This is a genomic window from Phytopseudomonas punonensis, assembly GCF_900142655.1.
Classification (GTDB): Bacteria; Pseudomonadota; Gammaproteobacteria; order Pseudomonadales; family Pseudomonadaceae; genus Aquipseudomonas; species Aquipseudomonas punonensis.
On record NZ_FRBQ01000001.1, the window covers coordinates 781,912 to 796,026 of the forward strand.

Genomic DNA, 14,115 nt, shown 5'->3' on the forward strand with positions numbered 1-14,115 from the left:
ACGGTGGCCGGTCATTGGGCTGCTGTCGATGCATGAAACGAGTGATGGCGTACAGTGGTCAACCACTTTGAGTTTCAGCCCTGGAGTCTGTTCCATGTCCGATCGCTACCTCAACTTCGCCAACACGCCAGCTGGACGCCGCCTGGTCGGCGCGCTCGGCCTGCCTGCTCCGCTGCCCCTGGAACGCTGGGTCGCGGGCCGCAACCGGCCACTCGAAGGCGCGTTGCTGATCGGCGGCGACGGCGAGCTGGGGGCTGCTGTCGCGGGCTTTGCCAACCGGCTGACCGACGAACACTTCGCCGCCCGCGATGACCAGTACGGCCTGCCCCGCTGGACCGCCGAGCACGGCCCCAAGCTCAAGGGCCTGGTATTCGACGCAAGCGGCCTGAGCCGCTTCGAGGAACTCGACGCGTTGCGCCAGTTCTTCCAGCCCGCCTTGAAGAATCTTGGCCGCTGCCCGCATGTGGTGGTGCTCGGCCGTGCGCCAGATACGCTGAGCGATCCGCAAGCCAGCAGCGTGCAGCGCGCGCTCGAAGGTTTCACCCGCTCGCTCGGCAAGGAAATTCGCCGCGGCGGCACCGTGCAGCTGCTGCATGTCGTCGACCCAGGTGCTGAAACCGGGCTCGAAGGCGCCCTGCGCTTTCTGCTCTCCCCGAAGAGCGCCTACGTGTCGGCCCAAGTGCTGCGCTTGCAACCCTGCGCGCAGCAGGTGAGCGATTGGACGCGCCCGCTGGCGGGCAAGACAGCCCTGGTCACCGGAGCCAGCCGCGGTATCGGCGCCGCCATCGCCGAAACCCTGGCCCGTGATGGTGCCGAAGTACTGCTGCTGGATGTGCCACAAGCCAAAGATGCCCTTGATGCCCTCGCTTCACGCCTTGGCGGGCGCAGCCTGGCGCTGGATATCTGTGCCGACGACGCACCGGCCAAGCTGGTCGAGGCGTTGCCGGAAGGTGTGGATATCATCGTTCACAACGCCGGCATTACCCGCGACAAGACCCTGGCGAAGATGAGTGAAGGGCTGTGGGAGTCGGTAATCGACGTCAACCTGCGCGCGCCGCAACAGCTCACCGAGGCGCTGCTGCAGGCTGGCGCCTTGCGTGACAATGGCCGAGTGGTGCTGATCGCCTCGCTCAGCGGCATCGCCGGGAACGTCGGGCAGACTAATTACGCGACCAGCAAAGCCGGGCTGATCGGCCTCGCGCAAAGCTGGGCGCCGACGCTGGCCGAGCGCGGCATCAGCATCAACGCGGTGGCACCGGGTTTTATCGAAACAGGCATGACTGCCGCCATTCCCTTCACCATTCGTGAAGCCGGTCGGCGCATGAACTCGATGAACCAGGGCGGCCTGCCCCAGGATGTCGCCGAAGCCGTGGCCTGGTTCGCCCAGCCCGGCTCTGGCGCAGTCACCGGCCAGGTGCTCAGGGTGTGCGGGCAAAGCCTACTGGGCGCCTGATCAGGAAGCGCTGCGGTCACCTGCGCTCAGGCGGCCGCGACGGCGAAACTCCGCTGGCGTCACACCAACCCAACGTTTGAATGCCCGGCAGAAGGTGCTCGGTTCGGAAAAGCCGATGCGCTCGGCAATCAGCTCGATGCGCTTGTCAGTATCGAGCAACAGGCGCTCTGCCAGGTTGCGCCGGCTATTGGTGAGCATCTCGTTGAAACGCACATCGGCTTGCGACAATTGCTCGCGTAATCGCCTGACCGGCATGTGCATACGGTCGGCGACCTGCTCCAGCGTCGCCCCATCAACGAGCAATTCTTCGATCAACTGAGCGACCTGGCGCACCAGCTCCGAGTGCGGCTTAGTGGCTGTTTTTATTAGCGGTACATGCAGATAAACCAGCGCCGGGCCTGCCGTGGCCGGGCGCGTGTTGATCCCGCTTTCTTGTCTGTAGTGCGCCATGCTGCATTCCTTGCGTGAGTCGCCTGCGCGGCTGGGTATCAAGCAGCGTAGGCAGCTTTTCTGAGCGGCGCCCGCGCTCGCCGCCAATTGGTTGCGCAGCCGGCACCAATGGATGCTGGCTAATGTCCTAAATCTCGACGAGAGTACGCTGAACCACATTTTGCACCGGAGCGCACAATGGCAACCGAATGGCTCGATTTGCACACTCCACCGGCCTTGCCCGGTTTGCTCCTGCGCGCAGCGATGCGCCGTGGTATCACCGGCAAGGTGCTACCGCACCGTGGCCTGCGTTGCGCGGTTAGCGTCGACGCCGGTCACCTGGCCCGCTACCGCGAGCTGTGCGGTTTCACCGATGACGCCCGCCTGCCCGCCACTTATCCTCATGTGCTGGCCTTCGCCCTGCAGATGAAGCTGCTGACCGAAGCCGACTTCCCCTTCCCGCTGCTCGGCCTGGTGCACCTGGAAAATCGCATTCGGGTGATTCGCCAATTGGCCGGGCTCGGCCCCTTCACCCTTAGCGTGGAGGCGACCAACCTCGCGCCCCACGACAAGGGCGCCGTATTCAGCGTGATTACCCGCCTCGAAGATCAGCTCGGCCTGCTTTGGGAAGGCGACAGCCGCCTGCTGTGCCGGGGCGTGAAACTCGACGGGCCAACGGTTGGCCGCAGCGAACCCGTCAATCTGCCGATGGACGACCTGGATCGCTGGCAGGCGCCGGCAGATATCGGCCGCCGCTATGCGCGCGTTTCGGGCGACTACAACCCCATCCATCTGTCAGCACTGAGCGCCAAGCCCTTCGGCTTCCCGCGTGCCATTGCCCACGGGCTGTGGAACAAGGCTCGCGCTTTGGCAGCACTGCAAGCCCATCTGCCGGCCTCCGGCTATAGCGTGGAAGTCCGCTTCCAGAAACCGGTGCTGCTGCCAGCCACCATCCGCATGCGTGCCAGCCTGCCCGCGGCCGAGGGCCAGTTCGATTTGCTGGGCAAAGAGGATGTGCCGCATTTGGCCGGCCACTGGCAGGTCATCTAGGCTCTGTACGAAAAGTACCTTCGCTCGGTGATGCTTCGTTAAAAATCAGTTCGGCCTGCTCATTTACAGCTCGTAAACTCCGCGGCCTCACCGATTTTTGCCTCGCCTGACCTTCGCTCGGAGACTTTTCGTACAGACCCAGGCTCCTTGCGAGCCTTTGGACGGCGCTCGTCGCCCATGAAAGAATGTGCGGCCTCTGCCTACAGGACGCCGCATGAACATCGCCGAACTAACCGCTCGCCTGCACGCCATTCGTGATCGCAACGACTGGCGCCAATTCCATGCACCAAAGAACCTGGCCATGGCCGCCAGCGTGGAAATGGCCGAGCTGGTGGAAATCTTTCAGTGGCTCAGCGAAGACCAGTCGCGCAGCCTGCCGGCGGACAAGCTCGAGCATGCCGGCCAGGAAATCGGCGACGTGGTGCTCTACCTGCTTTTGCTTTGCAGCGAGTTGGGCCTGGATATGGAAGAAGTGGTGCGCGCCAAGCTGACCCACAGCGAACGGCGGTTTGCCTGATGAGCGACCGGCATTTCGATGAGTTGGCGACGCGCTTCGCCGAGAAGATCTATGGCGGCGCCAAGGGCGCAATCCGCCTCGCCGTGCTGCAGGCCGATCTGGCCGAAGCCCTACCCGAGCGCCCGCTACGGGTGCTCGACGTCGGCGCTGGCCTCGGCCATATGTCGCTGTGGCTGGCCGAGCGCGGCCACGACGTCACCCTGGCGGAACCTGCCGAGCCGATGCTGGCCGGCGCACGCGAGCGTTTCTCGCAGGCCGGTCTGGCGGCAACTTTCATTCACGCGCCCTGGCAGGAATTGCCAGGGCGCTTCGAGGCACCCTTCGATCTGGTCATCTGCCACGCCGTACTCGAATGGCTGGAGCAGCCGGCAGCCATCCTGCCCGCGTTGCATGGCCTGACCGCCGCCAATGGCTGGCTGTCGCTGGCGTTCTACAACAAGGACGCGCTGATCTACCGCAACCTGCTCAAGGGCCACCTGCGCAAACTGCGCAAGGAAGAATTCGCCGGCGAGAAGCAGAGCCTGACGCCACAACGCCCCCTCGACCCTCGCGAACTCGAGTCGCAACTTGCCGCCAGCTGGCAGGTCGAACAGAGGAGCGGCGTGCGGGTGTTCCACGATTACATGCCACGGGATTTCCAGGCCAAGGCGCAGCTCGCCGATCTGCTGGAAATGGAGTTGGCTCACCGTCGCCACCCGGCCTTCGCCGGCCTCGGCCGCTACCTGCACTGGATCTGTCGGCCACGCTGAACCCTGCTCTGCCAGGAGAGTCGCCATGAAACGCTTTGCGCTGCTACTGCTCACCATTGGCCTGGCTGCCTGTCAGAGCCACAATCCGTACACCACGGACTCAGTGCCCCTGCCGCCTGCACCGCCAGGCGCCGCCAATCATTTCGACCGCAGCGCCTACCCGGCCGCGCCACGCGACTATGCGGCCTACCGCAGCTGGGCCTGGCAGCAACGCCCGGCCGGTAGCGCCTGGGCGACGGCTGACCTGGTGCAGGACGCGCTCAATAACGCCCTCGACCAACGCGGCCTACGCCCGGCCCAGGGCAACGCCGCAGCCGACATCAAGGTACGCACCGACACTCGCCTGGAGCGCCGCGTACGCCAGGTCGCCGACAGCTACGATCCCTATTACGGTGGCGGCTACGGCAGTTTCGGCAACCGCGGTTACGGCAACGGTATCGGCGTGGGCACCCGCGTGCCGCTGACCCGTTCTTATGAAGAAGAGGTCGTGGTGGTGCGCATCGACTTCTTCGACGGCCGTAGCGGTGAGCAGGTGTGGAGCGGCCAGGCCGAAATGCGCAGCACTGGCAGCCAGGCGGAACGCGCTGAAGCGCTGCGCAAGGCTGTCAGCGATGCACTCGGCGAGTACCCGCCAGCATGAACCAACCTATCGATGGATTCGGGAGAACGCTAATGCGCCGCCTGCCTCTGCTACTGATTCCCGTGCTGTTGTTCCTCGGCGCTTGCCAGAGCCAGCAGATCAACCGCGACTTCGACGCCAGCCGGGATTTCGCCAGCTACCGCAGCTGGAGCTGGCAAGAGCCGGCAGTGCAGTACAAGCCTGATGACCCGCGCCTGCGCAGCGACCTCACCGAGCAGCGCCTGCGCAACGCGGTAGCGGATCAACTCGACCAGCGCGGCCTGCGCCCGGCAGCAAGCGGCGCCAAGGGCGACCTGAAGGTACAGGTGTGGCTGGTCGTCGATGACCGCCAGCAGCAGGTCAGCAGCGGTTTCGGTGGCGGCTTCGGCGGTTACTGGGGGCCTTACTGGGGCGGCCCGGGTTACAACGAAACCCGCACCATCGACTACAAGGTGGCGACCGTGCAGATCGACCTGTTCGATGGCAAGGACGGCAAGCTGGTGTGGCGCGGCAGCGATGAGCGCATCGTGCGTGACAGCTCGGGCAGCCCGGCCGAGCGTGAAGCGCAAGTCCGTGAAACCGTCGCCCGCGTGCTCAGCCAATACCCGCCGCGCTGACGCGGCGGGGCGATTAGCGTCTAGCTGCCGCCGAAGCGATAGAACAGATTGGGCTCGCTGACGATATACAGGTTGCCCTGATCATCGAAGGTCATACCTTCGCCCTGGGGCACGGACTTACCGAGGCCGGCGAAGTCGCTATCCAGCGGGCGGTAGCCGATCAGCTTGCCGCTCTCGCTATCGAGCTCCATGACCCGCTTCGACTCGTCGCTGAGCAGCACCAGGTGGCCGGTGCGCCCGTCGTAGTGCACGGCTGAAAGATCGGTGGCGAACACCGAGTCGCGAATCCACTCGTCGTGGTCGATGATCTGCAGACCGAAATCACCCTGCATGCTGTGTTTCAGGCCGCGAATCTCGTAGAGCTTCATCGGCGAATGCTCTTTGGCAACGAACAGACGATCACCTGCCCGGTCATAGCCAACCCCTTCGAAGCCCTGATTGCCATCGCGCCCGATGCCCAGGGTCAACGAACGATAATCCTCACGGAATAACGCGCCAGCCTGTTTGGGCACCGGCACCACGACCATCTGCTGCTCGCGCTCCTCGACAAACAGCAGCATGCCGTCGCCCAGGTAGGTCACGTCCTCGACATCGCTGAAACCGCTCAGCGGGTAGCGCGCCAGCACCTCACCGCTCTTGTTCATGGCCAGCAGCTCTGAAGGACTGTTGACCACTGCCCACAGCTGATCACGCTGGTTGTCGTAACTGATGCCGGACAGGTTGTCGTCAACGCCGCTGACCACCCGAGCGTTCACCTGCACCTTGTAATCACGGCCGGTGAGGCTGCCTGGCGCTGCCTGTAAGGCCGCCGGGGTGGTCAGCCAGTAATAAAGGCGATCATCCACATGCAGAGCACGCACTTGGTAACCGGCTACAAGCAGCAATAACAACAGCAGCCACGCCCACGGGCGCAGCACAGGCAGACGGGAAAAGGCCCGCTTAGCGGCAACTATCATGAAAATTCTCGAATTCAGGAGTGCAGACAGCGTACCGGAGCAATGTTGCAATCGCACGGCACGACAGCTCGCATTCAGAGGCGAGCGCCAGGGCAAAGTTCCTCGCTACCCGCGCCAGCGCGCCGCCCGGCGGCTGCCAAGCGTGACGGTTTACCCGACTGGCAAGACCGTGCAGACTGCCGCAAGAAAGCGCACAGCAAAGACGCTGGCACTAGCCAACGTTTCCAACAGCCCTCGAGACTGTCCAAGCCAAGCGGCCTGGAACCGAAGGAGAAGATTTTGGCGTCCAGTGAAACAGGCAGCTCGTTAAGCACCGCGATCGCCAACTGCGCGAAAGAACCCATCCATATTCCCGGTAGCATTCAGCCCCAGGGATTTCTGATGGTGTTCGACGAGCAAGCACTGACCGTGCTGCAGGTGAGCGAGAACGTCGCCTCCTGGCTCGGCCTCGAGCCCTCGCAACTGCTGGGCCTGCAGCTGGATGCGCTGCTCGAAGACAGCGCCGTGCTGGCCGAACGCCTGGCGCAACTTTCCGACGACGACACCACGCCCTTTCATATCGGCGACGTGCGTTTTTGCCAAGGCAGCCGCCGCGGCGAGCTGACCGCCATGGTCGCCCACCGCTTCGACCAGGTGCTGATCGCCGAATTCGAACCGATCAGCAACGCCGTCACGGCTTACAACACCCTGTATCCGATGGTGCGTACCTTCATCGGCCACCTGCAGGGTGCCGACGATATCGACGAGCTGTGCAGGTTGTCGGTCGCCGAGGTAAAGCGAATTACCGGTTTCGGCCGCGTGAAGATCTACAGCTTCGATGCCGACGGCAACGGCCTGGTGCATGCCGAATGCCGCGACGATGATTACCCCAGCTACCTGGGGCTGAGCTTCCCGGCCTCGGATATCCCGCCCCAGGCGCGCCAGCTGTACGTGGCCAACCGCATCCGGGTGATCGAAGACGCCAACTATCAGCCCTCGCCACTGCAGCCGGCGCACAACCCGCTGACCGGCAAACCGCTGGATCTCAGCTACGCCACGCTGCGCAGCGTCTCGCCGGTGCACCTGCAGTACATGCGCAACATGCAGACCATCGCCTCGATGTCGATCTCCATCGTGGTCGAGGGCCAGCTGTGGGGGCTGATTTCCTGCCATCACGCCAGCGCCCGCTCGGTCGGTTTCCAGACGCGCACCGCCTGTGAACTGCTCGGCCGCATGCTGTCGCTGCAGATCGAGGCGAAGATCGCCCACGCGCGTACCCAACACCTGCTGCAACTGCGCAAGCAAATCGTGCAAATGCTCTCGGCGATGGCAGACCGCGACAGCGTCAGCGAAGGCCTGCTGTCGCTGCCTGACACCTTTCTGGCTTTCGCCCAGGCCAGCGGCGCCGCGATCATCTCTGCCTTGCACTGCGATCTGATCGGGCAGACGCCGCCACGCGACCAGGTTAATGCCCTGGTGCAGTGGTTGGGCGCTCGCCCCGGCGAAGACCTGTTTCATACCGATAACGTCAGCCGCGACATCCCGGAGCTGCCCGAGCTCAGTGAGCACATCGGTGGCCTGCTGGCCGTTGCCATCTCCGAACTGCACTCGCACTACCTGATCTGGTTCAAGCCCGAGCAGAAGCGCGTGGTGCAGTGGGCAGGCAAACCGGAGAAATCGATTGGCTCAAGCGGCGCACTCGACCCGCGCAACAGCTTCGCGCGCTGGCAGGAGGAAATCAGCGGTTTCTCCACGCCATGGGACGAACAGGTGCCGGAAAGCGCACTGGAGTTGCGCAACGCGGTGCTCGGCATCGTGCTGCGCAAGGCCGAGGAGCTGGCCCAGCTGGCCGGCGACTTGAAAAAAACCAACAAGGAGCTGGAAGCCTTCTCCTACAGCGTGTCCCACGACCTACGCGCACCGCTGCGACACATCGCTGGTTATGCGGAGCTGCTAGCTGATTTCGAAGGCGCCAAGCTGTCCGAGCGTGGCGTGCGTTTTCTCGAGCACATCACCGAATCGGCACGTTTTGCCGGCACGCTGGTGGACAACCTGCTGAGTTTCTCGCAGATGGGCCGCTCGGCGCTGCGCTTCACCGACGTCAACCTGCAGGCGCTGGTCGAATCGATTCGCGAGGAAATGAAACCCGATTATCAAGGTCGTAACCTGGAGTGGCACATTCAGCCGCTGCCGCGCGTGGTCGGTGACGCTGCGTTTCTACACCTGGCGCTACGCAATCTGCTGGCCAATGCCATCAAGTACAGCCGCGAGCGTGAAACGGCGATCATCGTTGTCGGCGCCGAACAGAACGATGATGAAGTCATCGTCTTTGTGCGCGACAACGGTGTGGGCTTCAATATGGAATACGTGGACAAGCTGTTCGGCGTTTTCCAGCGCCTGCACCGCATGGAGGAGTTCGAAGGCACCGGCATCGGCCTGGCCAGCGTACGCCGTATAATCGAGCGTCACGATGGACGGGTCTGGGCCGAAGGCAAGATCAATCAGGGTGCTACCTTCTATTTCGCGTTACCAAAACGCAAACACCCCGTCATTTCGTGACGGGACGAGGACTTTAATGCTCAAACCGATACTGCTGGTCGAAGACAATCCACACGATCTCGAATTGACGCTGATCGCGCTGGAGCGCAGCCAGCTGGCCAACGATGTAATCATCATGCGTGATGGCGCCGAAGCGTTGGATTACCTGTTCCGCCGTGGCGACCACGCTGATCGCCTGCCCGGCAACCCTGCGATCATGATGCTCGACCTCAAGTTGCCGAAGATCGATGGGCTGGAAGTGCTCAAGGTGGTGCGTGACTCGCCCGAACTACGCAGCATCCCGATCGTCATGCTCACCTCCTCGCGCGAGGGCCCGGACCTGCAGCGCGCCTATGAATTGAACGTGAACGCCTACGTGGTGAAACCGGTCGAATTCAAGGCCTTCGTCTCGGCCATTTCCGACCTCGGTGTATTCTGGGCAGTGCTCAACGAGCCGCCTCCCGGCTCACTGCGCCTGCAGCGTCGTATCGCCGATGACGAGCCGCAAGCCGATGACAATTGACGCCAGCTGATTTTCGCTTGATATACAGGCCTACCAAAGACCGCAACCGACGACCTTTCCATGCCGCCCGTGCCTCTTAAACTGCTGTTCATCGAAGACAGTCCGCATGATGCGGAACTGGCCCTGCTCGCATTGGAACGCAACGGTCTGCTGGTCGACAGCACGCTGGTCTACGATCACGAAGCTGCCGAGCGCGCGCTGCAGCTTGAGCGCTTCGACCTGATCGTTTCCGACTACCTGCTGCCGGGCTCCTCGGGTGCGCAGGCACTGGAAGTGGCGCGGCGCCTGGCGCCGCAAACACCGTTCATCTTTCTGTCCGGCATGTTCGGTGAAGAGCATGCGGTGGAGATGATGCGCCTGGGCGCCGTCGACTACGTGCTCAAGCAAAACCTGCCGTTCCTGCCCAAGGCCATCGACCGGGCCATGGCGGAGGTCAACGAGCGCGAGCAACGCCGCCGCGTGGAAGACACCCTGCAAGCCGTCGAGGCCCGCGCTCGGTTGGCCATTGGTGCGGCACGCATGGGCATGTGGGATTACGTGCCAGCCACCGATACGCTGATCTGGGACGAGCGCTGCCGCGCCCTCTACGAATTGCAGCCCGACGCCCATGTCGACATGGCCATGTTTCTGGCCCGCTGCCACCCGGACGACCGCACCCTGCTGAAGCAGCGCGTCAATGAAGCGCTGGCCAGCGACACCGGCAACGAGTTTCAGGCTGAATTCCGCCTGCCCCTGAACAACGGCAGCAAACGCTGGATCTCGGCCCGCGGCCAGGCATTTTTCGATAACGGCACCTGCACCCGCTTTCTCGGCGTGCTGCACGACATCACCGAGCAGAAGCAAGCCAACGAAGCCCTGCTGCGCCTTAACGACGTGCTCGGCGAGCGCGTCGAGAAGCGTACCCGCGAGCGCGACCGCAACTGGGAGCTGTCCCGCGATTTGCTGGCTGTGCTGCGCTTCGACATGCGCCCCAGTGCCCTCAACCCGGCGTGGGAACAGACCCTCGGCTGGACGCGCCAGCAACTGACTCAGGGCCCGCTGTGGGAGCTGGTACACAGCGATGACCAGAACGACACCCAGGCGCATATCAAGCGCGTCACCTCTGACAACGTTTCGGTGCGCTTCGTCAACCGCATGCGCCGCGCCAGCGGCGAGTATCACTGGCTGTCGTGGATCGTGGTGCGTGATGACGACCTGCTCTATGCCACCGTGCGCGACATCACCCACGAGCGTGCGGTGGTCGAAGAACTGGCGGCAACAAACAGGCAACTGCGCGAACAGATCGCCGAGCGCGAGCGCGTCGAGGCAACCCTGCAGCAAATGCAGCGCCTGGAGGCAGTCGGTCAGCTCACCGCGGGCGTGGCCCACGACTTCAACAACCTGCTGACCGTAGTGCTGACCAGCACCAGCTTCCTGATCCGCGACCTGGAAAAGGGCAATCTCGACAAGGCTCGCGGGCGCCTGCAGAACATCACCGACGCCGGCGAGCGCGGCGCCAAGCTGACCGGCCAGTTGCTGGCCTTCTCGCGGCGCCAGCGCCTGGTGCCCGAAGCAGTCAACCTCGGCGAAACCGTGCAGGGCATGCTCGAACTACTGAAAAGCACTCTGGGCGGCAGTGTGCTGATCGAAACCAGCACCGAGCCCGATCTCTGGCACGCCCGCGTCGACCCAACGCAAATCGAGCTGATCATCCTCAACCTGGCGATCAACGCCCGTGACGCCATGGGCGTCGGCGGCACTCTGCGCCTGAGCACCAGCAACGAGGTGATCAGCGAAACGCCGCGCCGCCCCGAAGACCCGGAGCCCGGCGACTACGTGGTACTGGCGGTCGAGGACTCCGGCAGTGGTATGAGCGAAGCGGTGCTGGCCAAGGCCTTCGAGCCGTTTTTTACCACCAAGGAAATCGGCAAGGGCTCGGGCCTCGGCCTGGCCCAGGTGTTCGGCTTCGCCAAGCAATCCGGTGGCGGCGCGCGCATCCTCACGCAGATGGGCGTCGGTACCACGGTCAAGGTTTACCTGCCGGGCCTGCGCGATATCGCGCCGCCCGCCGAAGAGTTGCCCCGTGAGCCGCAACAACTGGCCGAGCACGGTGCGCAGCGCACCATCCTGCTCGTCGACGATGACCCACGGGTGCGCGAGGTAACGGCCCTGACGCTGGACGCGCTCGGCTACCAAGTGCGTGAAGCCGACAGCGGCAGCGACGCCCTGAGCAAACTCGACGATAGCATTGACCTGCTGCTGGCCGACTTCGCCATGCCCGGCATGAACGGCGCCGAGCTGGCCCAGGCCGCGCGTAAGCGCTACCCGGAACTGCCGGTGGTGTTCGTCACCGGTTATGCCGAGATAGGCGGGCTGGATGCCGACGAAGCCTTTATCGTGCAGAAGCCGTATCGCAGCGAGGAACTGGCGGAAAAGTTGCAACACGCCTTCACCCACCGCAACCCCACCTGAACCCCGCAGCAGTCGCAGCAGCCAGGGTGCCTCAGCGCACCGCTGCCGCGACCACACCGCCAGGATAGGCTCCCCCAGACAATGTCCGCGACGCAGAACACCCCCCCCGATTCCTGCCTGTTTTCCGGCCAGTCCGGCGATGCCGTCGAGCGCATTCGCCGCTTCGACTGGGCAGCCAGCGCGCTCGGCTCCATTGAGCAGTGGCCGGACGTGCTGGTTAGCACCACGCGACTTATCCTCTCCTCACCGACGCCTATCGTGCTGCTGAGCGGCGCCAAGGGCGTGTTGATCTACAACGATGCCTACGCCGCATTTGCCGGCCAGCGCCACCCGGAAATCTTCGGCCTACCCGCCGAAGAAGCCTGGCCGGAGATCGCTGAGTGGAACCGTCACGTGATCGCCATGGGCCTGAGTGGCCGATCCATGTGCCAGGAAAACCTCTACCTGCCGCTGCGCCGCCCCGGCTTGCAGGAAGATGCCTGGATGAACCTCTACTACAACCCGCTGCTCGATAACACCGGCCACTCCCACGGCATGATGTGCATCGTGGTGGAAACCACCAATCAGGTCGTCGCCATCGAACAGCGCACCCAAGCCGAGGCCCAGCTGCGCAGCGCCAACGAGCGTATCGAACTGGCCCTGAACGCCGGCGCTGTGCTTGGCACTTGGGTGTGGGACATTCCCAACGACCTGGTGACCGGCGACGAACGCTTCGCTCGGGCCTTTTCCGCGAACCCGCAACAGGCCGCCAGCGGCATGCCCCTGGATCAAATCACCGCGGCCATCCACCCACAGGATCAGCCAGGTGTGCGCGAGCTTATCGAGCACACCATCAAAGTCGGTGGCAGTTTTCGCGCCGAGTATCGGGTGCAGCAGCCCGACGGCGGCTATCGCTGGATCGAGGCGAACGGGCGTTGCGAGTTGGCAGCGGACGGCTCGCCGCTGCGTTTTCCCGGCGTGCTTATCGATATCGATGAACGCAAGCACACCGAGCTGGCGCTGCGCCAACTGACCCAAACCCTCGAAGAGCGCGTCAGCGAAGCCGTGTTGCAGCGCACTCAGGCCGAAGAGCAGCTGCGCCAGGCGCAGAAGATGGAAGCCATCGGCCAGCTCACCGGCGGCATCGCCCACGACTTCAACAACCTGTTGGCCGGCATTCTCGGCAGCCTGGAGCTGGTCCAGCGCAAATTACCTGTGAGCGAGAACCCGCAACTCGGCAAGTTCATCGACGCGGCCATCGCCTCAGCCAATCGCGGTGCCTCCCTGACTCACCGCCTGTTGGCGTTCGCCCGTCGGCAGTCGCTGGACATGCGCCGGGTCGAGGTCAACGCCCTGGTACGTTCAATCGAGGAGCTGCTGGCGCGCACCCTGGGCGAGCAGGTCACCCTGGATATCCAGCTGGCCGAAGATCTATGGCCGACCCGCAGCGACGGCCACCAGCTGGAAAACGCACTGATCAACCTGGCCATCAACGCCCGAGACGCCATGCCCGACGGCGGCACCTTGCGCCTGGAAACCCGCAATACCAAGCTCGGTGAAGTCGAAGCGCATAACTACCAGGTTCCGGCCGGCGATTACCTGCTGCTATCGGTCAGTGACACCGGTTGCGGCATGTCCCAGGAAGTCATCCGCCACGCCTTCGAACCGTTCTTCACCACCAAACCCATCGGCCAGGGCACCGGCCTGGGCTTGTCGATGGTCTACGGCTTCGTCAAACAGACTGGCGGCTATCTGCATCTGGAGAGCCAGGTTGGCCGCGGCACGACCCTGAACCTGTACCTGCCACGCCTGCTCGTTGCCCCTGCCGAGCAAACGCACGCCAAACCTGCCGATGCCCCGCGCGGCACTGGCGAGCGCATTCTGGTGGTGGAAGACGACAAGGTGGTGCGCATGCTGATGGTCGAGGTACTGGAGGAGCTGGGCTACAGGCTAATCCAGGCCGCCGACGCGCAAAGCGCGCTTGGCTTGCTCGAACAGCACGCGCCACTCGACCTGTTGCTCACCGATGTCGGCCTGCCCGGCATGAACGGCCGGCAGCTCGCCGATGCCGCCCGGCAGCGTCAGCCCGGCCTCAAGGTGCTGTTCGCCACCGGCTATGCCGAAGGCGCCGAAATGCGCGACGGCTACTTGGGCGAAGGCATGGAAATGATCGCCAAACCGTTCTCGTTCGAAGCGCTAGCCGGCAAGCTGAAAGCGATACTCGGCAACTGACCGTTTCCGGCTGTGAGCCAATA

Annotated in this window: 11 protein-coding genes and 1 pseudogene; 10 read left to right on the forward strand and 2 right to left on the reverse strand. The window is 63.8% G+C overall.

The window, feature by feature from the left end:
* Window positions 1-94 precede the first annotated feature (94 nt).
* Window positions 95-1,453, forward strand: coding sequence for a 3-oxoacyl-ACP reductase (locus BUC40_RS03495; protein ID WP_073262639.1), 1,359 nt, complete (start codon window positions 95-97; stop codon window positions 1,451-1,453).
* On the opposite strand, the pseudogene BUC40_RS23080 reads toward BUC40_RS03495, so the two are convergent.
* Window positions 1,454-1,792 (reverse strand): annotated as a pseudogene (locus tag BUC40_RS23080) (helix-turn-helix transcriptional regulator); the annotation flags it as partial. It lies immediately after the preceding gene.
* Between the two features lie 288 nt (window positions 1,793-2,080).
* On the opposite strand from BUC40_RS23080, the gene BUC40_RS03505 reads away from it, so the two are divergent.
* The 5 genes from BUC40_RS03505 (at window position 2,081) to BUC40_RS03525 (ending at window position 5,434) form a co-directional block, all read left to right on the forward strand.
* Window positions 2,081-2,932, forward strand: a complete 852-nt coding sequence (locus tag BUC40_RS03505; RefSeq protein ID WP_073262641.1) for a MaoC family dehydratase — start codon at window positions 2,081-2,083, stop codon at window positions 2,930-2,932.
* Between the two features lie 214 nt (window positions 2,933-3,146).
* A complete protein-coding gene (locus BUC40_RS03510; protein WP_073262643.1) occupies window positions 3,147-3,449 on the forward strand; it encodes a MazG-like family protein in 303 nt (100 codons plus the stop codon).
* Window positions 3,449-4,198, forward strand: coding sequence for a methyltransferase domain-containing protein (locus tag BUC40_RS03515; RefSeq protein ID WP_073262645.1), 750 nt, complete (start codon window positions 3,449-3,451; stop codon window positions 4,196-4,198). The genes BUC40_RS03510 and BUC40_RS03515 overlap by 1 nt, the downstream gene beginning before the upstream one ends.
* A gap of 25 nt (window positions 4,199-4,223) precedes the next feature.
* Window positions 4,224-4,838, forward strand: a complete 615-nt coding sequence (locus BUC40_RS03520) for a DUF4136 domain-containing protein (protein ID WP_073262647.1) — start codon at window positions 4,224-4,226, stop codon at window positions 4,836-4,838.
* Between the two features lie 32 nt (window positions 4,839-4,870).
* Complete coding sequence (locus BUC40_RS03525) at window positions 4,871-5,434, forward strand: DUF4136 domain-containing protein (protein ID WP_073262649.1); 564 nt, start codon at window positions 4,871-4,873, stop codon at window positions 5,432-5,434.
* Between the two features lie 20 nt (window positions 5,435-5,454).
* Here BUC40_RS03525 and BUC40_RS03530 read toward each other — a convergent pair whose 3' ends face one another.
* Window positions 5,455-6,390, reverse strand: coding sequence for an SdiA-regulated domain-containing protein (locus tag BUC40_RS03530; RefSeq protein ID WP_073262651.1), 936 nt, complete (start codon window positions 6,388-6,390; stop codon window positions 5,455-5,457).
* Window positions 6,391-6,669: 279 nt separating this feature from the next.
* Between BUC40_RS03530 and BUC40_RS03535 the strand changes: the two genes are divergently transcribed.
* The 4 genes from BUC40_RS03535 to BUC40_RS03550 all read left to right on the forward strand — a co-directional run bounded on the left by BUC40_RS03535 (window position 6,670) and on the right by BUC40_RS03550 (window position 14,092).
* On the forward strand, window positions 6,670-8,928 hold the full coding sequence (locus BUC40_RS03535) for an ATP-binding protein (protein WP_073262653.1): 2,259 nt from the start codon (window positions 6,670-6,672) through the stop codon (window positions 8,926-8,928).
* Window positions 8,929-8,944: 16 nt separating this feature from the next.
* Window positions 8,945-9,430, forward strand: coding sequence for a response regulator (locus BUC40_RS03540; protein WP_073262655.1), 486 nt, complete (start codon window positions 8,945-8,947; stop codon window positions 9,428-9,430).
* Between the two features lie 60 nt (window positions 9,431-9,490).
* A complete protein-coding gene (locus BUC40_RS03545) occupies window positions 9,491-11,881 on the forward strand; it encodes a response regulator (protein ID WP_073262657.1) in 2,391 nt (796 codons plus the stop codon).
* Between the two features lie 81 nt (window positions 11,882-11,962).
* The gene (locus BUC40_RS03550; protein WP_073262659.1) at window positions 11,963-14,092 is read left to right on the forward strand and encodes an ATP-binding protein; all 2,130 of its coding nucleotides are present in this window, start codon (window positions 11,963-11,965) and stop codon (window positions 14,090-14,092) included.
* Window positions 14,093-14,115 lie beyond the last annotated feature (23 nt).

What these genes read in the sequence shown, in the direction of transcription:
- BUC40_RS03525 (WP_073262649.1), top strand. Translation starts at nt 4,871, where the DNA reads ATGCGCCGCCTGCCTCTGCTACTGATTCCCGTGCTGTTGTTCCTCGGC.
- BUC40_RS03550 (WP_073262659.1), top strand. Translation starts at nt 11,963, where the DNA reads ATGTCCGCGACGCAGAACACCCCCCCCGATTCCTGCCTGTTTTCCGGC.
- BUC40_RS03540 (WP_073262655.1), top strand. Translation starts at nt 8,945, where the DNA reads ATGCTCAAACCGATACTGCTGGTCGAAGACAATCCACACGATCTCGAA.
- BUC40_RS03545 (WP_073262657.1), top strand. Translation starts at nt 9,491, where the DNA reads ATGCCGCCCGTGCCTCTTAAACTGCTGTTCATCGAAGACAGTCCGCAT.
- BUC40_RS03495 (WP_073262639.1), top strand. Translation starts at nt 95, where the DNA reads ATGTCCGATCGCTACCTCAACTTCGCCAACACGCCAGCTGGACGCCGC.
- BUC40_RS03515 (WP_073262645.1), top strand. Translation starts at nt 3,449, where the DNA reads ATGAGCGACCGGCATTTCGATGAGTTGGCGACGCGCTTCGCCGAGAAG.
- BUC40_RS03530 (WP_073262651.1), bottom strand. Translation starts at nt 6,390, where the DNA reads ATGATAGTTGCCGCTAAGCGGGCCTTTTCCCGTCTGCCTGTGCTGCGC.
- BUC40_RS03510 (WP_073262643.1), top strand. Translation starts at nt 3,147, where the DNA reads ATGAACATCGCCGAACTAACCGCTCGCCTGCACGCCATTCGTGATCGC.
- BUC40_RS03520 (WP_073262647.1), top strand. Translation starts at nt 4,224, where the DNA reads ATGAAACGCTTTGCGCTGCTACTGCTCACCATTGGCCTGGCTGCCTGT.
- BUC40_RS03505 (WP_073262641.1), top strand. Translation starts at nt 2,081, where the DNA reads ATGGCAACCGAATGGCTCGATTTGCACACTCCACCGGCCTTGCCCGGT.